Below are 20346 nucleotides of genomic sequence, written 5' to 3' on the forward strand. Positions count from 1 at the left end.
CTGGTTTGTTGGTATTTAAAAGTTTTGTTTATAATACTTATAACTTGAAATTTTGTATTTCAATTGTTGTTCATCTATATTTAAATATAAAAGTAGACTCATGTATATGAAAACAAAATGACCACGATATTTCGTGGCCATTTTTATCATCAACGTATTTATGATGATTAAGAGTTTAACCTATAAGAAAGTCTTATTAAAAGCGAAACTCTTCTAAGTTATTGCTGCTTTCCAACATTTTTTCAGCAACATAACGATGCGTGGCTGTGGTTGGGTGAGTCACATCCCAGAACACAAACTTATCTGCGCCAGATGCCGCACACTCAGAGCGTAATGAATGGGTGTACATGTAATCCACAGAAGATGAGCGGTTGATGTCCAGACAAGGATCACTTGCATTCACGAACCCGTGTTCTTCTGGTGCCGAGGTTAACGTCTCAAACAGCGCGTGCGTATCAAACAATGAAATGTTGTAACCTTGAGCTTTATAGTACATCGCTTGTGCTTTGATGAACTCGTTCATTTTCAATACTTTCGCGCGAATCGTTTCAATTTCTTCCTGCGTTGAGTATTTGAACTGTGGTGCTTTGGTTGCGTCTGGCAGTGTCATCAACATGAAGTTCTTCGCGCCCGCGTCTGTTAGACGAATCAGAGCTTCAGCGTAATCCGCTTTTACTTCCGGCACGCTACGGTTGTAGTTCATGAAATCATTTAAACCAAACTCCAACGTAAACAATGTGTTTGCTGGGTTGTAGTTTTTCGCCAGTTTTGTGTAGGTCAAGTAAGAAGAAACTTGTTCGCCGACACCTGTTAGCGCAATGTATTGGTTCTCACCTGCTGCGCCGCCAACTGCCCAGTTATAAAGCGGTAAGTTTTTGGCTTTAGCAACGTATTCCGTCCAAACAAAACCGTTCGAGAAGTGACCTAAGAACCAGCTGTTTGGGTTAGGGAAGCGCCATTGGGAAGCGTTAAAGATGTTGCCTGTATCAGACAAGCTGTCGCCCAAAGCCACTACTTTGTTGATTTGATCTGGTTGCATTGCAGCATCATTGCTCCAGATCGTGTGGTTATAAGAATAGCGATTGTCAGCAGCAAAAAACGTAATGTCTGCGTTCTCGTTCGCCAGATCTAGTGTTTCTTCACAGCGCTGGCGAATCACGTTTTGTGAAGTGTTGGTGTAGAACATGTTTTTAAATGAAACAGAGCTCCACCAATAACCGTCGATAGTGAAGTCACTACCATCTTGGTTTTTTGCCCATTTCCAGTCGGTAGCCGCATCATCCTTAGAGTGGCTCGTACGATACCAGCAGCGAACGTAAGTATAGGTTTGATTTTCTTGCGTGCTGACCACTTCAGACGCAGAAACCATTTCTGGTGATAATGTTGGCTCCTCTGCAACGGCAGAGGCAAGCGGAAGTAATGCAGTTAATAGTGTGATTGTTTTTTTCATCATTCACTCTTCTTGTAATGGTTATGGTTCCGAATACGTGAATACGCTCGGCTATAACAGTATTTAGATGAGAATTTTTCTCACTAAACCTTCTAATTCTGAGTAAATACTCAAGACAGTCAACAACTAAATATTCAATATTTCAGTTTTGGCACCACGGTCAAAAAATCCATTCAGCATAGCAATCGATTAAATGTGTATTATTTAGAATAATTACTCACTAACATTAATTTAACATGCACTTTTTGTTAATTAAGTGATTGCTTTATAAGGTTTTGTTTATGCTTTTTGATGTTAACTAAAAATGTTTATTGAATGATCTTTTGTACAAAGTTGTATATTCATGAAACAAATTGTTTGGCATTTTTGGCCTATAAACTATAGCTGAAGCTCTCATGCGAACATCATGGTGATGACTTTTCATGAGAATATAGTGAATAAAAATTAGCTCAAATAAGGAATAGGGCAAATGCACTACACAACAAGTAAAAAAACAAGGCTTATTTTCGTTGTCTGCCGTAGCGATAGCACTGACCACTTCTATGTCAGCGTTTGCGGCTCCACCAATGGGATTTGATGAATCTAAGTTACCGACGAAGTACATCGTCAAATTCAAAGAAGATGCCGTCAGCCGATCTTCAATGGGTGGTAACTCATTTTGGGGACCACGAATCGCGCAGGAGTCTGTTTTACAACAGGTGAAGGCACGTAAGGTGGAAAAACTAGGTAATCGCGCCATTTACAGCGTTGAGTTGGATGGTGATGACTTAGAACCACTTCGTAATCGCAGTGATGTGGAATATGTCGAAGTCGATCCGCCTCGCTATTTGCTCAGCGAAACTACCCCGTGGGGTTATGAAGCGGTTAATGCTCAACAGTTAGATGACTTCAATGCTGGTAATCGCACTGTATGTATTATCGATTCAGGGTACGACATCTCGCACAACGACCTAAGCGGTAACCGTGTTGCAGGTACCAACGATAGTGGTACAGGATCATGGAGCGATCCGGGTAACAATAACGCCCACGGTACTCACGTTGCAGGTACTATCGCAGCGATTGCCAACACCGAAGGTGTGAAGGGTGTGATGCCAAACCAGAATGTGAATTTGCACATCGTGAAAGTATTTAACGAATCAGGTTGGGGTTACTCATCTGGGCTTGTTAAAGCGATCCAAACGTGTGCAGATAATGGTGCCAACGTTGTGAACATGAGTCTTGGTGGTAGTCAATCAAGCCGAACTGAGCAAAATGCACTGCAAAACATTTACGATCAAGGCGTTCTGCTAATCGCCGCAGCTGGTAATGACGGTAACACCGCACACAGCTACCCAGCTTCTTACGATTCAGTTATGTCTGTTGCTGCTGTCGATAACCAAAATGATCATGCGGCGTTCTCGCAATCTACTGATCAAGTTGAGATCTCTGGCCCAGGTGTGGCGATCTTATCAACGGTTACGGTAGGCGAAGGTAAACTTTCTGATATTACCTTGAATGGCGTAAGCCAATTTGATCGCGGTATTGTCCCTCACAATCGTTTGATCAATAACGGTTCTTCGTATGTGCCAGATCCAATCGCTGGTTCAGTAACAGCAATGCTAGATAGCTGTGATGTATCTGGCGGTAACTTTAACTGTGGTGATATGTCAGGCAAAATCTGTTTGACTGAACGTATTGGCAACCAGTCTTCAGGTAACTACCCGGAAGTGGATGCAGTTCAAGCTTGTTACAATGCAGGTGCACGAGCGGCAATCGTATACAGCAACTCTGAACTACCTGGTTTACAAAACCCATTCTTGGTTGACACAAACAACGCTTATCGCATGGTTTCGGTGACGGTTGACCGTGCATTTGGTCAAGAGTTGCTGGGGTATGTAGGTCAAGAAATTACGGTTTCAACTACCTCTGGTGAAGATTACGAGTACTACAATGGTACATCGATGGCAACACCTCATGTAACTGGCGTAGCAGGCTTGGTGTGGAGTTACCACCCAACGTGTACAGCAGCGCAAGTACGTAATGCCCTAGTTCAAACGGCAACAGACATTGATGTCGCTGGACGAGACAACCGCACAGGTCACGGCCTAGTGAATGCGGAAGCGGCGAAACTGTTCTTGGATGCGGGCTGTAACGGTCCTGACGGTGGCGGTAGCTCTTCGGACTCTAGCTTCTCAAACACCAGCCCTGTTGCGATTCCTGACAACAAATCTTCTGGCGCAATCAGCGCGGTAGATGTCGATCGCTCTGGTGATTCAGGTACAGTAAGTATTGACGTTGATATTAGCCACACTTACATCGGTGACTTACGAGTGACGCTAACTTCACCGACTGGTGGAGAAGTCGTGCTTCACGATAATACTGGCGGCAGCGCTAACGATATCAAAGCCACTTTCCAAGCGGATTTCTCTGGTTTTGAATCACAAGGTTCTTGGGAACTAAAAGCGGTAGACAGTGCCAGAAGAGACACAGGCACAATCAACAGTTGGACTCTGACTTTTCAATAAGGAGTGGCTATGAAGAAGTTGACCTTACTTTCTTTGTCTGCGGTGAGTGCTACCGCACTATTGGCAATCGGACTAAGCTCGGCCAGCTTGGCGAACAATCAAGGATTTCCGCTCGTGGATGAACGTTCTGAACAAGCTGAGCAACAACCTACGCGTTACTTTGTTAAGTATCACAAAGGGAAAGAGAGCGAAGTGAGAGCGCTTCTTCGTCAACATAACCTTAAAGTGGTTGATGCGTTGGTGAAGCAACAGGTACTGGTGGTGAGCGGCGAACAAGCGGACGTCGATAAGCTATCTGGTAATGAATCCGTTGAATACACCGAGCAAGAACCAACGAGAAAGTTGTTGTCTCAATAAGATAGCCTCAATATGAAAAACGCCCCTCACGTGAGGGGCGTTTTGTTTGAGTGCTTTTCCTGCTAGAGCCTTTGAGAGATGAATGCCGACGAGCCTAATTCTGCATTCATAAGAATAAAAGCTTAGCGCACAATCAGGCCAAGTAGGATACCTACAATGCCGAAGTCAGCATCACTGAATGTTGTGTTTGCAAAGCCAAGATCACCCAGCACTGGCATTAGGAAGACAGGTAGGAAAGTAATCAGTAGACCTTGTGCAAACGCACCTAGAATTGCGCCGCGACGACCACCTGTTGCGTTACCAAATACACCCGCAGCCGCACCCACAAAGAAGTGTGGAACTACACCAGGGATAATCACAGTAAGCCCCATCACGTACAGCAGGAACATGCCCACTAGACCGGCTGCAAAGCTCGATAGGAAGCCCACCAATACCGCATTTGGTGCGTATGGGAACACAACCGGACAATCCAGTGCAGGTTTTGCGTTTGGAACCAGTTTGTCTGAGATGCCTTTAAATGCAGGAACGATTTCTGCGATAACCATACGTACACCTTGCAGGATAACGTACACACCACCTGCAAATGTGATGGATTGCATTAGCGCAAACATAGACCAATGTTTACCGCCACTGACTTCACGGACAAAATCACCGCCAGCGAACAAACACGTCACCACAAAGATGATGCCCATGGTGAAAGAGATCGCCACTGGCGTATCGCGCAAGAACAACAAGCTTTTAGGGACATTCATCTCTTCAGTAGAGTGTTCTTTGTTACCGAACTTGCTGCCAATAAAGCCAGCTAGCACGTAAGAAAGGGTAGAGAAGTGACCAATCGCAACGTCGTCAGAACCTGTAACTTGCTTCATGTACTTGTGAGCGATCGCAGGGAAGAACACCATTACAGAACCCACAACCACAGATCCAAGCGCGATCAGTGGAACACCTTTCATGCCGCTAGATGCCAGAATCGCTGCTACCATCATCGACATAAATAGCGTGTGGTGACCGGTTAGGAAGATGAATTTCCATGGCGTGAAGCGAGCGATCAAGATGTTCACTAACATACCGAAGAACATGATCATCGCCATCTCTTTACCAAACGCTTCTTGCGCGATAGAGACGATAGCTTCGTTGTTTGGAACCACGCCTGTAATGCCGAAAGCGTGTTGGAAAATGGTCGCGAAGTCGCCTAGCGAGCTCACAACTAAGCCTGCACCTGCGCCAAGCACGATGAAACCAAGAATGGTTTTTACCGTGCCTTTAATGCACTCGGTGACCGGTTTTTTCTGGGCAATTAAGCCGATTAGGGCGATGAGACCGACCAGAACTGCTGGCTCTGATAGGACATCGTTCATTAAGAAACTGAAGAATTCCATAACGCCACCTTATAGAGCGCCAAGCTCTTGAAGTGCCACAGATAAACGCTCTTTCATTGCGACTTTGTCGACCATGTTATCAAGCGCTACGATACGTTGTTCAACGCCAAGTGCTTCCAACTGTTCTGCAATGTCTTTTGTGCCGATGAAAATGTCGCAACTTGTGCCTTTTGCTGAGCCAAGATCGATGTGATCTACAGCGGCATCGACGTTCAATTCTTTTACGATGCTTTTGATGCTCATTTCCATCATTAGGCTAGTACCAAGACCGTGACCGCAAACAACCATAATTTTCATAATTCAGACCTTTTCTTTTTTATAGGGGGTATACCCATTTGTGAATGGGGTATGTCAGGAGTAAAACTTAGTATTTGTCGATGATCGCAAGAACATCTTCTTTGCTTTGAGCGTTGCAGATGGCCTCTACATGCTCTTCATTCATAAACAATTCCGCCAGTTTCGAAATCGCATCAACGTGGCTATTACTGTCCGTTGCCGCTAGCGTGACCAGCATTTTTACTGGGTCATTTTCTTCAGAGTTAAAGTTGATGCCGTTTTGGATCACCGTGATCGCCAATGACAAGCGGTTAACGCCATCTTCAGGGCGAGCGTGTGGCATCGCCATGCCCGGCCCTACCACGTAGTAAGGACCAAGCTCTTCGTGCGAGCGGTAAATTGCCTCAACGTAACTTGGTTCTATCGCGCCATTTTCAATCAAAGCTTCACAAGATTTGCTGATCGCATCTTTCCAGTCGGTTGCGTCAGAATGGATGCGAATGACATCAGAGGTAATCAGTTCACGTAGCATTGGAATGTTTCCGATTTGTTGTTTTGTTGCTGCGTACTTTATCGATCAATTCGCCAGAAAAACCTGAGAGTGATCACAAATGGTAGCGCTATCTGATAGCGCTACCATTAATTGTGATAGCGCTATCATTTTTATCAGGCATCGAAGTTTCATGTGCTGGTGTTCGAGTTCTAATGCGCTAATATCAAAACCATTAAAGCGCTGTGATAAGATGTCGCGGCAGAAAATAGAGAACACTAAATAAGAACAATGAGCGAACCTCGCAAACGAAGAAGTACTGGCAATGTCACCTTGGCGGACGTCGCTAAAAAAGCCGGCGTAGGCACCATGACGGTGTCGAGAGCATTACGAACGCCCGAGCTAGTATCTGACAAGCTGAGAGAAAAGATTCAACAAGTGGTTGATGAGCTCGGCTATATCCCGAATAAAGCGGCAGGGGCTTTGGCGTCTGCTGAAAGTTACTCCATCGCTCTTATCATTCCTTCCCTGTTTGAAAAAGCGTGCGCGCTTTTCTTACCGAGCTTTCAACAAGCGTTGAACAAAGAGGGTTATCAGTTGCTGCTTGGCTACAGCGACTACTCGGTAGAACAAGAAGAGAAACTGCTTTCGACATTTCTTGAGAGCCGCCCAGCCGGAGTGGTGTTGTTTGGTAATGAACACAGCCAACGAACCAATCAACTTTTGGAAGCCTCGAACACGCCAGTATTGGAAATTGCTGAGTTAAGTTCGAAAGCCAGTTATCTCAATATCGGTATTGACCATTTTGAGGTGGGTAAAGCGTGTACCAAGCATGTGATTGAGCAAGGCTTCAAGAACGTGGGTTTCATTGGTGCGCGTGGCGATCACTCCACTTTGCAACGTAAGCTACACGGCTGGCAAAGCGCGATGATTGAGAACTACCTTGCGCCGGACCATTTCTTAACCACCCACGAAGCACCATCTTCACAATTAGGTGCGGAAGGGTTGGCGAAGCTATTATTGCGTGATTCAAGTTTGAATGCTCTGGTTTGCAGCCATGAAGAGATTGCGATTGGCGCGTTGTTTGAGTGTCATCGCCGAGTGCTGAAAGTCCCGACCGACATTGCGATTATCTGTTTAGAAGGCTCTTCTATGGGTGAGCACGCCTACCCAAGTTTGACCTGTGCGGAATTCGATTACGAACGTATGGGGACGAAAGCAGCAGACAAGTTACTGCAAGCCATTAAAGGTGAGCCAGTAGAGCATGCAACGGACATGGGCTTTAAGCTAAAACGCCGAGCGAGCACTGCGATCAACTAATTTGATTTGGTTAGATACTAAAACGCGATACAAAAAACCTCTCAATGCTGAGAGGTTTTTTTATGCGTGAGAATAATGACTCTCGACTACGGACGCTCACCTGCTGCTAGGCGACGTTCGATATCTGCCACCACTTCAGGGAAGTCTGCGATCGTATCGATAAGGTAGTGCGGCGAGCTCTTGAGCAATTTTGCACGCGCTTTTTCACGAGCAGCATCAAGCGTTGCTTCGTCCGCGGCTTGGTATTCTTCAAACGTGAGACCCGCTTCGTTACCAGAAAGCAGCAGACCTACCGTCCACATGCCCGCATTGTGACCTTCAAAGATGCCCGGTGCTGAATCGTCCACTTTGACGCATGCTTTAACGTCGGTTACACCAAGCTCAATCACATTTTTCAGTGCCATAAACGGTGCCGGGCGACCACCTTGGGGCAGATCGTCTGTCGCGACAACACAATCTGGTTGGTAGCCGTAATCCGCTGCAACTGGAATCAGTACGTCCATCACCTCACGCGGGTAACCCGAACAAGAACCGATCTTGATGCCTTTGTCTTTCAGACCGTTTACCACTTCAACTGCGTTGAGGATTGGTTCTGCGTGGTCAGCCACTTTTGCTTTTTGCAGAGGCATAAATGCCGCGTAGATAGTGTCGATGTCTTCGCTGGTCATTGAGCGACCAAACTTTTCATTCCAACGCTTATCAACCGTAGGAATACGACCTACTGCTTGGATGTGGTCCCACTTACCAAGCCCCATTGGTTCGCGCGCCTCTTCAAGATCGATATCAAAATCAAAGCCTTGTTTGAACGCTTCCACAAAGATACTGGTTGGCGCAAAAGAGCCGAAATCGACGATAGTACCAGCCCAGTCAAAGATCACTGCTTGAATTGGTGAGTTGCTCATGTTCAATCCTTTTTCTTGCTTGCTAGAGCGCTTGCCTACACGTTGGAATCGCGCTCTGGATAAATTGGTTTTGTTGAGGTCTATTGACCCTAAAAGTAGTTAAAGTCTTTACACACTTTGGCGATGGCTTCTTCGAAGATCGCCAACGCTTCTGTCAGTTGTTTGCGAGTGATGATTAGCGGTGGGCTGAGTTGAATCACGTTACCTTGCGATACCTTGAAGCTCATACCGTTATTTAGGCATTGGTACAGCACAGCTTCCGCTTCGTCATACGCGCGTGTTTTGCTTTCGTGGTCAGTGACCAGTTCAATGCCCCATAACATGCCGATGCCGCGCACATCGCCAATCACTGGGTATTTGGCTTTCATCTCTAGCAGCTTTTCACGCATGAACTGGCTGTCGGCTTTGGCTTTATCTAGCAAGCCGTCTTGCTCAATAGCTTCCATGGTTGCCAGTGCCGCAGCACAACCGACAGGGCTTTTCTCATGAGTGTAATGACCCATGGAGATTTGCTCGGCGGTGTTGTATTTGTCTTTGGTTACCATGGCTGCGATAGGCACTAAGCCACCACCCAAACCTTTACCGATGCAGAGCATATCTGGCTCGATATCGTAGGCTTGGTAGGTAAACCATTCACCGCTGCGACCCATGCCGTTAGGGATGTCGTCGATGATCAGCATGACATTGTGTTTGTCACAGATTTCACGGATGCGTTTCCAATAGGCTTTACTTGGCACTTGAACGTCGGTATTACGAACTGCTTCTGCGATAAACGCGCCCACGCCGCCTTCTTTCTCAATCACGTATTCAAGGTAGTCGGCGTAATGCACGTCGCTGCCGTCCGCGACAGGGAAAGCACCTCGGTAAGACACCGCTGGTGGGATGCGTTCAACACCTGCCATTAATGGTCCCATGCCTTGGCGGAAACACGCTTCACCACCCACTGAGATGGCATCCAACGATGCGCCGTGGAAGGAATCCCACAACGACACCACCTTGTAGTTGCTCGTGATGTGGCGGGCTAGTTTAAGCGCCATGCCAACCGCAGATGTGCCACCCGGAGCAAACAACACGCGATTCAACTCGCCGCCACAGATTTGGGTGAGTTTTTCGGCACATTCAATCGCGGTCTCGTTGGTAAAACGGCGTGGTGAAAACGGAAGTTTGGCAATTTGCTCTTGCACGCGTTTAATCACATGCGGATGACCGTAGCCCAGTTGATGGACGTTATTGCCATGGAAATCCATGTACTTTTTGCCGGTAGCATCTTGGATGTAGATGCCTTCTGCTGCTTCCAAGGTATCTAAGCAAGGCGTTGACATGGCTTGATGAAGAAAGACCTCCGAATCACGCTTCAGTAATGCTTGCGTGCGTTCGTCATCCATCGATGCATTCCAAGCTTGGCGCGCCGGTGTCGTGTTGACATCGCCTTCGCTGCGGAAATGGGTCGGTTTGATATTCTGAGTCATAACGCTCTCTCAATCAGAAAGTTGCTTTACGCAACTTGCCAGTACATTGCTTTTTCAATTGCACCGATCAAGCGCTCGATATCTGCTGGGTAAACTTCGCCAATGTTGCCGATACGGAAGCAATCTGCATTCGATACCTTACCCGGATAAATCACAAAACCTTGCTCTTTCAAACGTGTGTAGAACGCTTTGAATTGGTAATCACTGTGCGTCGGAGAGTAGAAAGAAGTGATGATTGGCGAGTGAAGATCATCACTTAGTAGTGGCTCGAAACCTAGAGAACGCATACCTGCAACCAGTGTTTTCTGGTTAGTTTGGTAACGGTTATGACGAGCCTCAATGCCGCCTTCTTGTTCTAGCTCTAGCAATGCTTGGTAGAAAGCGCGCACCGTGTGCGTAGGAGACGTGAAACGCCATTTGCCGTGATTCACTTCCATGCAGTGCCATTGGTCGTAAAGATCAAGGCTCAAAGAACGTGCCTGACCTTTGCACTTTTCGAGCTCAGTTTGTTTTGCAATCACAAAGCCAAAGCCCGGTACGCCTTGAATACATTTGTTTGCAGAGCTGATCATAAAATCGATGCCTAGCTCAGCGATATCGATAGGAATGCCACCAAAGCTCGACATGGCATCCAGAATCACCACTTTGCCGTGCGCTTTTGCTGCAGAAGCAAATTCTTCAATTGGGTTAAGCATGCCAGTGGTTGTCTCGCAGTGAACAATCGCCACGTGTGTGATTGTAGGATCCGATGCCAATGCAGTTTCCACCTCGTTCAAGTGTGGCTGTGATGTTTCGCCTGGGGAAACTACATGGCATGGAATATTTAGGTAATCAGCGATCTGAGCGATACGCGCACCGTAAGCACCGTTGTCGACAACCAACAATTTTCCATCTTTGCCAATGGCGCTGCCAATCGTCGCTTCTACTGATGCGGTGCCGCTACCTTGCATTAGTACGCTGGTGTAGCCGTCTTGTTGAGTTGCCAGTTTTACAAGCTTAGTGCGGATCACTTCTACAATGTCTTTGTTGTATTCATCATCCCAAGTACACCAGTCTTTAAGCATGGCTTCACGTACCGTTTCAGAAGTAGATAGAGGACCTGGAGTCAGTAGTAGGTATTCGTTTTTCATCTCGATTTCCATCAGAATAGGCTAATTGGTCTACACCAAATTTCAAGTTCACTCTAGCGAGGAAGAAAAGGGCAGTAAATAGGCGAATATCCAATTTCATAAAACTTTAATATCCAGAAAATGGCGGATCAATTGAACGATTATTCATCGATATTTTTCGTAAAACTGCCATTTAATGGTCATGAATTCGTCACAAAGGCTCAGTAGGGTGGTTATCGTCAACTGGTACAGACCAAATTAAAACTTAGCCAAATTAATTGGAGAAAATGATGAAAAACCGTTTGATGAAAGGATCGCTGGCTGCACTTGTCTCTCTGCTAGCTACGAATGCAATGGCAGCACAGGAAGTCACGGTTTACACCGCTTTCGAAACTGACATTCTTGCGAAATACAAGTCTGCGTTTGAGAAAGATAACCCAGATATCAAGATTAAGTGGGTTCGCGATTCAACCGGTATCATGACGGCGAAATTGCTGGCAGAAAAGAACAACCCTCAAGCGGAAGTGGTTTGGGGTCTTGCGGGCTCGTCAATGGCACTGCTTAAAGATGAAGGTCTTCTTAAGCCTTACACACCAAAAGGTTTGGAAGAGCTGCATGCGAACCTAAACGACCCTCAATCAAACCAAGCTTGGTTTGGTAACGATGCGTTCTTTAACGCAGTTTGTTTCAACGAAGCGGTAGCGAAACAACTTAACCTACCGAAACCAACGTCCTGGGAAGACCTAACAAAGCCGGTTTACAAAGGTCACATTGCAATGCCTAACCCAGCGTCTTCAGGCACTGGCTACATGCAGGTTTCTGCTTGGCTACAAAACATGGGTGAAGATCAGGCATGGAACTACATGCGTGACCTAGATAAGAACATTGCACACTACACGCACTCTGGCTCTAAGCCATGTGTTCAAGCGGGTATGGGTGAAGTGGCTATCGGTATTTCGATGGCAAGCCGCGGCGCGAAGCTGAAAACACAAGGCGCACCACTAGCGGTTATCACACCAAAAGGTATCGGCTGGGAATCAGAAGCCGTTGGTCTAGTAAAAGAGTCTGATGCAGCGAAACGTGTTGTCGACTGGTCAATCTCTAAAGCGGCAAACGAGCTTTACGTAGAAATGTACCCAGTGGTTGCACATAAAGAAGTGAAAGCGACAGTATCTAACTTCCCGAATGTTCAAGAGAACATGGCGAAGATGGACTTCGCGCAAATGGGTAGTAAGCGTGCAGAGATTCTAGCGGCTTGGTCTGAGAAGTTTGACGAGAAATCAGAGCCAAAGTCTTAATTGAATTTGCTTTGAGTTGAATGTTGAAATCCACCTCGGTTGAGGTGGATTTTTTGTTTTTGGAAGAGGCGAGAGTCAAAAGCCTTAAAGCAGCAACCCCACCTAACCTCCCCTTGGCTTCAACTTCGGGAGACTATAATAGTCGTGCTGGTAAAGGGGAGGGACTGGTTCTGCATTCGCGGATAGTTTAATTCACAATGCAACATCCAACGCGCTTCAAGTAGATTCTGAATACTCGCCTAGGCTCCTTCAGAATGACGTCGGGAAAGCACCGAACCTAGCATTAAACCACCAACCCCACCTAACCTCCCTTGGCTTTAACTTCTGGGGACTACAACAGTCACGCTGGTAAAGGGGAGGAACTGGTTTTGTAATCGCGGATAGTTTAATTCACAATGCAACATCTTACGCGCTTCAAGTAGATTCTGAATACTCGCCCAGGCTCCTTCAGAATGACGTCGGAAAAGCGCTGAGCATACCGTAGTAAAGAGCAGCTCTCCCCCTTTATAACCACATTCAAATGCTTGGCAAACAATGCTGATAGAAGGGGGAGTTGGAGGGGGTTGGAAGCGTAGAAACAAACTTCACCGTCCTTCATCTATTTGTCATCTTCTGGCTATAAATTTGTCATTGGAACGTAACACTCCAAAACTAAAGTTGGTATATACCATTTGGAGCGTGTGTTATGTCAACTAACCAACATTACCTAAATATCGAAAATGTAGTGAAGCAATTCGGACAGTTCACTGCATTAAAGAAAATCTCGCTAGCGATTGAAAAGGGCGAGTTTGTTTGTTTTCTTGGTCCTTCTGGCTGCGGTAAAACCACTCTATTACGTGCTATTGCAGGTTTAGACTTGCCAACGTCTGGTGCGATTTTTCAAAACGGTCAAGAGACCACATTCCTACCACCAGAGAAGCGCGATTTCGGCATCGTATTCCAATCTTATGCTTTGTTTCCGAACCTAACTGTGCAAGAGAATATTGCGGTGGGTTTGAAGAACCAAGGCATGTCGACCAAAGAAGCGTTAGAGAAGGTGGATTACTGGTTAGAAACCATTGGTCTTCCAACCTCTGGCGAGAAATTCCCTAACCAGCTTTCTGGTGGTCAACAGCAGCGTGTTGCTTTGGCTCGTGCATTGGCGTTGTCTCCGGGTCTACTGTTATTGGATGAGCCATTATCGGCGCTGGATGCAAAAGTGCGTGTTCACTTACGTGACGAGATTTGTAAGCTGCAACGCAAGCTTGGCATCACCACCATCATGGTTACGCACGATCAGGACGAAGCGCTGTCGATGGCGGATCGTATCGTGGTAATGAACCATGGCGTGATTGAGCAAGTTGGCACACCTCAAGAAATCTACCAACAACCAGCAACGCGCTTTGTCGCTGAGTTTGTCGGCAGCATGAACTTTATTGAAACCTCCGTCGCGACGGACTCCCAAGTACGCATTGCAGAAACCCTAATGCCAACGCCAAGCTTGACCAATCGTAAGATCCAACGTGGTGACCGCTTCGACCTTGCGGTGCGTCCTGAAAGCATCAAGTTCGTTGAAAACTACACCAACTCTTTACCTGTGCGAGTTACCGCAACCGAGTTTCTTGGGGCGTTTTTCCGCATTGATTGTGTATTGCAAAACGACAGCTCAACGAAAACCATCGTAGTGGATGTGCCTGTGGAAACGGTTCAAAAACTCAATATCAAAGCGGGCGATGTACGTTACATCCAGTTTGCTGAAGAAGGGTTGCATGGTTACGCCGTGCCCTCGGTTGATAAAGCGCTAGCAGCGTAGGTGTAAACATGGATGCGAAGACAATGACGATGAATAGCCTGACCACACAAGATAAAGCAAAATCCTTACTCGGACGTGTTAGCCGCGACAACCTTGTGTTGTTTGGTTTGCTCGCTGGCTTGTCGACCATGATGGTGCTGTTCATCTTAATGCCGCTTTGGGCAATGTTGACCAAGAGTGTGCAAAATACCAATGGCGAATTTGTCGGTCTGGCAAACTTTGCGAAGTACTTTTCTTCTTCAAGCTTGTGGGTGTCGGTGGGCAACACCTTTACTTTGGGCGTGATTGTGACCTCGGTAGTGGGCGTGCTTGCGTTTGGTTATGCCTACGCGCTGACTCGTTCATGCATGCCGTTTAAAGGTTTGTTTCAAATCCTAGGTACTGCGCCGATTCTTGCGCCTTCGTTGTTGCCGGCGATCAGTTTGATCTTCCTTTTCGGTAATCAAGGCATTGCCAAAGAGATGTTGTTAGGAAACTCGGTTTACGGTGTGATTGGTATCTCGATGGGTTTGATTTTCTGGACCTTCCCTCATGCATTGATGATTTTGACCACTTCGCTGCGTACTTCAGATGCCCGTTTGTATGAAGCTGCCCGCGCACTTAAAACTTCACCCATCAAAACCTTCTTTATGGTGACTTTACCTGCGGCGAAATACGGTTTGATCAGTACGCTTATCGTGGTCTTTACGCTAGTTATTACGGACTTTGGTGTGCCGAAAGTGATTGGTGGAAGCTACAACGTTCTGGCGACTGACATCTTCAAGCAAGTGGTGGGACAGCAAAACTTTGCCATGGGGGCGGTGACCAGCATTATGCTGCTATTTCCTGCGGTAATGGCGTTCGGCGCAGACCGCTGGGTACAGAAAAAGCAAAAGAGCTTATTCGATACACGCTCGGTGCCTTATCAGCCAGAACCTAACAAAGCGCGCGACAGTATTTGTTTGGTTTACTGCAGTATCATTTCTATTGCAGTGTTGGCAGTGCTTGGCATGGCGGTGTATGGCTCGTTGGTCACATTCTGGCCTTGGAACAAAGCTCTGACGCTAAACAACTACAACTTTGCCGAAATGAGCACCTACGGTTGGAGCCCATTCTTCAACTCGCTAACGCTGGCAGGTTGGACAGCGGTTATTGGTACAGCCATCATCTTTGTCGGTGCTTACTGCATTGAGAAAGGGCGTGCGTTTGGTCCAATTCGCCAAGTGATGCAAATGCTTAGCGTGGTGCCAATGGCGGTTCCGGGTATGGTGCTTGGCTTGGGTTACATCTTTTACTTCAATGATGCGAACAATCCTTTGAACGTGCTTTATGGCACCATGGCATTCTTGGTGATTAATACGGTAGTCCATTACTATACCGTGGGTCACATGACTGCACTGACAGCGCTAAAGCAGTTGCCATCGGAGATTGAAGCCACAGCAGCATCGGTGAAGCTTCCTCAATACAAGTTGTTCTTTAAAGTGACATTACCTGTGTGTTTACCTGCGATTTTGGACATTGCGACTTACTTGTTTGTTAATGCATTGACCACCACTTCTGCGGTAGTATTCCTTTACTCAACCGATACGATTCCGGCTTCGGTCTCGATTCTGAATATGGACGATGCAGGTCAAACTGGCGCTGCAGCGGCAATGGCTGTGATGATCATGATTGCTGCCGCAATTGCGAAGATTGTTCAGATGACTTTGGGTAAATTGTTAGAGAATCGTACACAAGCTTGGCGCAAAAGATAAGGACACTTCGTGCAATACGTAAAAATTAAAGATTCGATTGTTGAACAGATTGAAGCGGGCATGCTATCGCCGCGTCAAAAACTGCCAGCAGAGCGTAAGTTGGCGGAGTCGTTCGATACTACACGTGTCACTCTGCGTGAAGCTTTATCACTGCTCGAAGCGGAAGGTCGAATCTATCGCGAAGATCGCCGAGGTTGGTTTATCTCACCTGAGCCATTGCGTTACGACCCTACCCAAACGCTAAACTTCCCGAACATGGCGAAAGCGCAAAATCGCGTGCCAAAAACAGAAGTGATAGCCGCAAAAGGCACCTTGGCTAATAAATTGGCCGCTCGTTTGTTGGACCTTCAGCCGTTTTCAGACGTATTTCGTGTCGACCGCGTTCGTTACCTAGAAGAGCGTCCGGTGGTTTATGTCACGAACTACATTCGACCAGACATATTTCCCAACTTATTGTCTTATGATTTATCAAACTCGTTAACCGACATTTATCGTGAACACTACGGTGTGACGTATCAAAAAATTCGTTACCGAATTTCGACTAGTACTTTGTTGGGTGAGGTGGCACAGGCATTGCGCGCGACGTCTGGTACGCCTGCAATGGTGGTTGAACGTATCAACTACAACCAACATGGCGAGTTGATTGACTGTGACATCGAATACTGGCGTCATGATGCCATCAGCATCGAGTCTGTCGCGGAGCTGAATTAATTTCTGTTTGCTGGGCATCTGTCTAGTTGGCAGCGAGCAATTTATATCTCAAATTCAAAGGCTCCATATTGGGGCCTTTGTTGTACCCAAGCACCTTGAGGGTATCTAAATATCATAAACAGGAAAGTGGAATGGATCTCTTGGCAATCGCACTCGTTGTATTGTCTGCGGTTATGCATGCTGGCTGGAATATTCTTGGTAAAAGCAATGCTGGTTCAGGGCTCGCGTTTACGATGGCGGCAAGTTTATCTGCTTGCCTTCTGCTCACGCCTTATCTTATTTGGTATCTCTTTAACATTGGCTGGACGACGTTGCCCAGCGTGTTTTGGGGAATGCTGTTTATCAGTGGTTTCTCTCAAATCGTCTATTTGGTTGGTTTGATCGTGGCCTACAAGCACGCCGATGTGGGAGTGATTTATCCGATTGCGAGAGCACTTCCTGTAATGATGGTGGGCGCACTCACCGTCGCCTTAGGTTATGAGTTGAATGCTCAGCAGTGGTTGGGTTTCCTGCTTATTACTTTAGGTTGTGTCCTAGTTCCAGTGACCAGTTTTCGTCAAATTACCCTTGGGGAGTATCTAAATGTGGGTGTGTTTTGGGCGTTGATTGCAGCGTTTGGCACGACGGGTTATTCCGTTGTGGACAAGCAAGCACTGAATCTGCTAACTCAACAAACATCGACCATTCTTAACGACCACTATAGCGCGATCTTTTATCTAGGCGTGCAGTTTTGGGTTATGGGAGTACCGGTTTTATTGTGGTGTATTGTTTCGGGGAGTCAGCAAGAACTACAAACCGCTTGGATGATTCGCAAAAGTGCGAGCATGGCTGGCATCATGATGGCATCAACCTACGGCTTGGTGCTGTTTGCGATGACTATGACTGATAACGTCAGCCTTGTTGTGGCTTTGCGACAAATCAGCATTGTATTTGGTTTATTAATGGGCGTGTGGTTGTTGGCTGAAAAATGGTATTTCACGCGAGGCGTCGGGGTGCTGTTGATCCTGAGCGGAATCATTATGTCATTGATCTCTGCTTGAGGTATAAGGCACCGATGTCGATTCGGTGCCTTGGCACAGCTAAATTTTTAAAATCGCAATTGTGCACCAAACATCACACCGCCAGAATCAAAATCGCTATTCTTGGCGTAGTTGTACTCTAAGTTCAAACCAAAGTGTTTATAGGCCCAAGCGACACCAGCAGCGGCTTCTCCGCCAAGACTAGACTCGTCATATTCTTTATTCTGACCATTGTTTTTAAGCGTGTAACTTAACGTGTAGTAAGTGATACCGCCTTTCCCGTAAAGCTCAAAGCCGGCTCCCAGAGGGTAACTTGCGTAACCGCTGAGTCGAGGCCCGCCATAACTGACATCGGTGATTTCTGTTAAGGGACTGATAAGTACGGAGCCAATGCCGTTAAATGCGCCCTTATAGCCGGCTTCAATACCAAAGTTGTGATCGAACATGTAACGGTAATATACATCACCAAGGAACATGTCACCTTCATCATGGCTATTGTTCACATCGTAACTAACATTGCCGTAGCCTAAATTTGCACCAACAACATGTTGGGTTGGTTGTGCATGAGCCGTTAAGGAAAGTGCGGACAGTAAGCATGCAACGGCGTACTTGTAAGACATAAAAACTCCGAATCATAAAATGAAAAACAAAGCGTCATGTGCTGCGTTGGGTTAACGTAGCCTTGTCATGAACTCCGCTTTGGTATTGTCTAACCATTCGTAACGACGTCGATACATCGAACGCTTAGAACGCGACATGCCTTCGATATCACGACGTGGGGCATTCACATCGAGTGAGTAGAAATGACGGTTGTATTCGGTGCCGCCCAACTCTTGCCAGAGTGCATCGTAATCCGTTTTGATTCGTCCTTTACTGTAGCGTCGTGCAGCATAAGTATGGGATTGTGTTTTTACCGCTAGAATCGTATTCACTTCCCAAATTTGCGCGAGTAAAGTGAGCAAACTCACCATCAAGCTTTTTGGTCTTTGCCCGTAAAGCTTACGGGTTAACTTTTTAATTTTCGCGTTGTTCTCTTCACTGCTGCGTGGCCCTTGCAAGCCGCCAATCATAATGCTGCGTCCAGATTCTATGTGGCCGAGAGTAAATGAGAGCGTATAGAAGTTGCCATCTTCCGCGCTGTGTAGCACTAGGCTCATGTCGCCTTCTTTTTGGTAGCGCGCTTCGTACACCAATCGCACAGAGTACAATGTCTCGTCGATTTCAAATGATGTTAATGTTAAGCCAGTCGAATCGGTATAGATCTCTTCAATGGTCTGTTTAGAAAACAGCTCTGAAATGGTTTTGTAGTGATCAACCACTAGGTTTGAACGATCGAACGCTGAGTTATTTTTGATGATGTAGGGACGAAACGGTTTTTCTAAAAATCGGTGCGTACGTGCACAAAGCATCTCTAGCAATGACGATTCAATATTATCTGACAGGTGCTTAAACGCTCGTTTGTAGTAAAGTGCGCGCAAGATGAACTTAGCTCTGTAGGTCCAAATTGGCTTATAGACATCAGCATAATCATCTGAGTAAATTGATTTGCTATGGTAAAAAATGGATTTGTTCGCGGTCATTTTCACTCCAGATTAACGTGTGCTCAACAGCCACAATTAAGAACCGACGGACGAGCAGCGAAGAACCCGAAAAAGGGGGAAATGCAAAGCACTACTAAAAGGGGAGGTTTTGCTGTGCCCGACGTTTATATAAGGTTTTGAACACTGTTCTTTTGTTGGGATTCTAAGAGAAAATTCACCTTAGGTATTGTATGGGTTGGTAAGGAAATGTCAGTTTGGAAGCCACTTTGAACGTTGTGATTACGAGGTAGAAAAATGCTCGTGTTGGCAGAGTATGATGCCGTGTTGCTAAGTTAAAGTGAAATGAGTTGAACAAGAATTGAACGTTATTTGAAATTATTTTGACGTGTTTCTGGTCTTTATACGTACCTTATAAATATCGAGCCAATTTAGGTCCGATATAAAGGTAAGTAAGGAGAGGTTTATGAAACGCTTAATGACTTTAGCAAGTATGATTGCTCTGACTGCTGCACCTTCTGTTGTTTTTGCTGGTGGCTATCAGTGGACAAACGATACCGAAACGATCCATGGTGATGTTATGGATAGCAAACAAGCGGCTTATGAAATGGGTCGTGACATGATTCAGACCTATCAAAGCAAATCACCAGGTCAGCTTCGTGACGAGTTTACAAGCCTTACAGAGTATGTTGATCGCCAGTCGTTTTCTATCACTGACTCAAAAGTCATGGTGAATGAGTTCTTGCAAAGTGACGGGCAAGTTGTATACCAGCCTATTCTCAATGTTCAATACGAGTACCGCATGCGTGAAACCGGTAAATACTAACCAGTAAGACGGTCTCGATTTTCCGATAATTTATATCCTTGCTGTTTGTTTTGGGGAGCGCTGCTCCCCATTTTTGTATTCATTGATAGCGGAAATTTCCACTCTCTCAGCGCAACATTTGCTATCGCTCAGCGTTAGATATTCTTGCTCGTTGATTGTGCTCATCGTTTGTA

At 46.2% G+C, this 20346-nt stretch carries 17 protein-coding genes and 1 pseudogene; 9 read left to right on the forward strand and 9 right to left on the reverse strand.

What is annotated here, in order from left to right; genetic code table 11:
- Positions 1 to 196 precede the first annotated feature (196 nt).
- Positions 197 to 1453 (reverse strand): type 2 secretion system lipase, encoded by a 1257-nt coding sequence (locus ACWYVB_RS05195; protein WP_005395362.1) that lies wholly within the window; start codon positions 1451 to 1453, stop codon positions 197 to 199.
- Between the two features lie 466 nt (positions 1454 to 1919).
- Between ACWYVB_RS05195 and ACWYVB_RS05200 the strand changes: the two are divergent.
- Both ACWYVB_RS05200 and ACWYVB_RS05205 read left to right on the forward strand, forming a co-directional pair.
- A pseudogene (locus ACWYVB_RS05200) lies at positions 1920 to 3954 on the forward strand (S8 family serine peptidase).
- A 9-nt stretch (positions 3955 to 3963) separates the two neighbouring features.
- Entirely contained in the window at positions 3964 to 4311 is a 348-nt protein-coding gene (locus ACWYVB_RS05205) for a hypothetical protein (RefSeq protein ID WP_005395359.1), read from the forward strand.
- Positions 4312 to 4433: 122 nt separating this feature from the next.
- On the opposite strand, the gene ACWYVB_RS05210 is transcribed toward ACWYVB_RS05205, so the two are convergent.
- The 3 genes from ACWYVB_RS05210 to ACWYVB_RS05220 all read right to left on the reverse strand — a co-directional run bounded on the left by ACWYVB_RS05210 (position 4434) and on the right by ACWYVB_RS05220 (position 6498).
- Positions 4434 to 5690: a PTS ascorbate transporter subunit IIC gene (locus tag ACWYVB_RS05210; RefSeq protein ID WP_047007992.1), complete on the reverse strand. Its 1257-nt coding sequence runs from the start codon at positions 5688 to 5690 to the stop codon at positions 4434 to 4436.
- A gap of 9 nt (positions 5691 to 5699) precedes the next feature.
- A complete protein-coding gene (locus ACWYVB_RS05215; RefSeq protein WP_005463968.1) occupies positions 5700 to 5987 on the reverse strand; it encodes a PTS sugar transporter subunit IIB in 288 nt (95 codons plus the stop codon).
- A 67-nt stretch (positions 5988 to 6054) separates the two neighbouring features.
- Positions 6055 to 6498 (reverse strand): PTS sugar transporter subunit IIA, encoded by a 444-nt coding sequence (locus tag ACWYVB_RS05220; RefSeq protein ID WP_129830774.1) that lies wholly within the window; start codon positions 6496 to 6498, stop codon positions 6055 to 6057.
- Positions 6499 to 6747: 249 nt separating this feature from the next.
- On the opposite strand from ACWYVB_RS05220, the gene ACWYVB_RS05225 reads away from it, so the two are divergent.
- On the forward strand, positions 6748 to 7776 hold the full coding sequence (locus ACWYVB_RS05225) for a LacI family DNA-binding transcriptional regulator (RefSeq protein ID WP_457528242.1): 1029 nt from the start codon (positions 6748 to 6750) through the stop codon (positions 7774 to 7776).
- Between the two features lie 86 nt (positions 7777 to 7862).
- Here the strand turns inward: ACWYVB_RS05225 and phnX are convergent, their stop codons facing one another.
- The 3 genes from phnX to phnW all read right to left on the reverse strand — a co-directional run bounded on the left by phnX (position 7863) and on the right by phnW (position 11277).
- Positions 7863 to 8678, reverse strand: a complete 816-nt coding sequence (phnX, locus tag ACWYVB_RS05230) for a phosphonoacetaldehyde hydrolase (RefSeq protein WP_457528244.1) — start codon at positions 8676 to 8678, stop codon at positions 7863 to 7865.
- An 89-nt stretch (positions 8679 to 8767) separates the two neighbouring features.
- A complete protein-coding gene (locus ACWYVB_RS05235) occupies positions 8768 to 10147 on the reverse strand; it encodes an aspartate aminotransferase family protein (RefSeq protein WP_257897517.1) in 1380 nt (459 codons plus the stop codon).
- A 26-nt stretch (positions 10148 to 10173) separates the two neighbouring features.
- A complete protein-coding gene (gene phnW, locus ACWYVB_RS05240) occupies positions 10174 to 11277 on the reverse strand; it encodes a 2-aminoethylphosphonate--pyruvate transaminase (RefSeq protein WP_182034448.1) in 1104 nt (367 codons plus the stop codon).
- A gap of 266 nt (positions 11278 to 11543) precedes the next feature.
- Here phnW and ACWYVB_RS05245 point away from each other — a divergent pair, with 266 nt between their 5' ends.
- The 5 genes from ACWYVB_RS05245 to ACWYVB_RS05265 all read left to right on the forward strand — a co-directional run bounded on the left by ACWYVB_RS05245 (position 11544) and on the right by ACWYVB_RS05265 (position 17830).
- Positions 11544 to 12554, forward strand: coding sequence for a putative 2-aminoethylphosphonate ABC transporter substrate-binding protein (locus ACWYVB_RS05245; protein ID WP_457528246.1), 1011 nt, complete (start codon positions 11544 to 11546; stop codon positions 12552 to 12554).
- Positions 12555 to 13239: 685 nt separating this feature from the next.
- On the forward strand, positions 13240 to 14346 hold the full coding sequence (locus tag ACWYVB_RS05250) for a putative 2-aminoethylphosphonate ABC transporter ATP-binding protein (protein WP_054866913.1): 1107 nt from the start codon (positions 13240 to 13242) through the stop codon (positions 14344 to 14346).
- A gap of 8 nt (positions 14347 to 14354) precedes the next feature.
- Positions 14355 to 16079 carry a putative 2-aminoethylphosphonate ABC transporter permease subunit gene (locus ACWYVB_RS05255; protein ID WP_457528249.1) on the forward strand — a complete coding sequence of 575 codons (1725 nt, stop codon included), beginning with the start codon at positions 14355 to 14357 and terminating at the stop codon, positions 16077 to 16079.
- Between the two features lie 9 nt (positions 16080 to 16088).
- A complete protein-coding gene (phnR, locus tag ACWYVB_RS05260) occupies positions 16089 to 16790 on the forward strand; it encodes a phosphonate utilization transcriptional regulator PhnR (protein ID WP_053808131.1) in 702 nt (233 codons plus the stop codon).
- Between the two features lie 131 nt (positions 16791 to 16921).
- Positions 16922 to 17830, forward strand: coding sequence for an EamA family transporter (locus ACWYVB_RS05265; protein WP_457528251.1), 909 nt, complete (start codon positions 16922 to 16924; stop codon positions 17828 to 17830).
- Positions 17831 to 17877: 47 nt separating this feature from the next.
- On the opposite strand, the gene ACWYVB_RS05270 is transcribed toward ACWYVB_RS05265, so the two are convergent.
- Both ACWYVB_RS05270 and ACWYVB_RS05275 read right to left on the reverse strand, forming a co-directional pair.
- Complete coding sequence (locus ACWYVB_RS05270) at positions 17878 to 18429, reverse strand: porin family protein (RefSeq protein ID WP_047008000.1); 552 nt, start codon at positions 18427 to 18429, stop codon at positions 17878 to 17880.
- Positions 18430 to 18480: 51 nt separating this feature from the next.
- A complete protein-coding gene (locus ACWYVB_RS05275) occupies positions 18481 to 19389 on the reverse strand; it encodes a VirK/YbjX family protein (protein ID WP_046873855.1) in 909 nt (302 codons plus the stop codon).
- Between the two features lie 424 nt (positions 19390 to 19813).
- On the opposite strand from ACWYVB_RS05275, the gene ACWYVB_RS05280 reads away from it, so the two are divergent.
- Positions 19814 to 20173: a DUF3316 domain-containing protein gene (locus ACWYVB_RS05280; RefSeq protein WP_457528253.1), complete on the forward strand. Its 360-nt coding sequence runs from the start codon at positions 19814 to 19816 to the stop codon at positions 20171 to 20173.
- Positions 20174 to 20346 lie beyond the last annotated feature (173 nt).

The sequence above is a fragment of the Vibrio sp. JZG10 genome (assembly GCF_054064075.1).

Coding starts and splice junctions, on each gene's coding strand:
- ACWYVB_RS05195 (WP_005395362.1), bottom strand. CDS start 1,453: ATGATGAAAAAAACAATCACACTATTAACTGCATTACTTCCGCTTGCC.
- ACWYVB_RS05205 (WP_005395359.1), top strand. CDS start 3,964: ATGAAGAAGTTGACCTTACTTTCTTTGTCTGCGGTGAGTGCTACCGCA.
- ACWYVB_RS05210 (WP_047007992.1), bottom strand. CDS start 5,690: ATGGAATTCTTCAGTTTCTTAATGAACGATGTCCTATCAGAGCCAGCA.
- ACWYVB_RS05215 (WP_005463968.1), bottom strand. CDS start 5,987: ATGAAAATTATGGTTGTTTGCGGTCACGGTCTTGGTACTAGCCTAATG.
- ACWYVB_RS05220 (WP_129830774.1), bottom strand. CDS start 6,498: ATGCTACGTGAACTGATTACCTCTGATGTCATTCGCATCCATTCTGAC.
- ACWYVB_RS05225 (WP_457528242.1), top strand. CDS start 6,748: ATGAGCGAACCTCGCAAACGAAGAAGTACTGGCAATGTCACCTTGGCG.
- phnX (WP_457528244.1), bottom strand. CDS start 8,678: ATGAGCAACTCACCAATTCAAGCAGTGATCTTTGACTGGGCTGGTACT.
- ACWYVB_RS05235 (WP_257897517.1), bottom strand. CDS start 10,147: ATGACTCAGAATATCAAACCGACCCATTTCCGCAGCGAAGGCGATGTC.
- phnW (WP_182034448.1), bottom strand. CDS start 11,277: ATGAAAAACGAATACCTACTACTGACTCCAGGTCCTCTATCTACTTCT.
- ACWYVB_RS05245 (WP_457528246.1), top strand. CDS start 11,544: ATGATGAAAAACCGTTTGATGAAAGGATCGCTGGCTGCACTTGTCTCT.
- ACWYVB_RS05250 (WP_054866913.1), top strand. CDS start 13,240: ATGTCAACTAACCAACATTACCTAAATATCGAAAATGTAGTGAAGCAA.
- ACWYVB_RS05255 (WP_457528249.1), top strand. CDS start 14,355: ATGGATGCGAAGACAATGACGATGAATAGCCTGACCACACAAGATAAA.
- ACWYVB_RS05265 (WP_457528251.1), top strand. CDS start 16,922: ATGGATCTCTTGGCAATCGCACTCGTTGTATTGTCTGCGGTTATGCAT.
- ACWYVB_RS05270 (WP_047008000.1), bottom strand. CDS start 18,429: ATGTCTTACAAGTACGCCGTTGCATGCTTACTGTCCGCACTTTCCTTA.
- ACWYVB_RS05275 (WP_046873855.1), bottom strand. CDS start 19,389: ATGACCGCGAACAAATCCATTTTTTACCATAGCAAATCAATTTACTCA.
- ACWYVB_RS05280 (WP_457528253.1), top strand. CDS start 19,814: ATGAAACGCTTAATGACTTTAGCAAGTATGATTGCTCTGACTGCTGCA.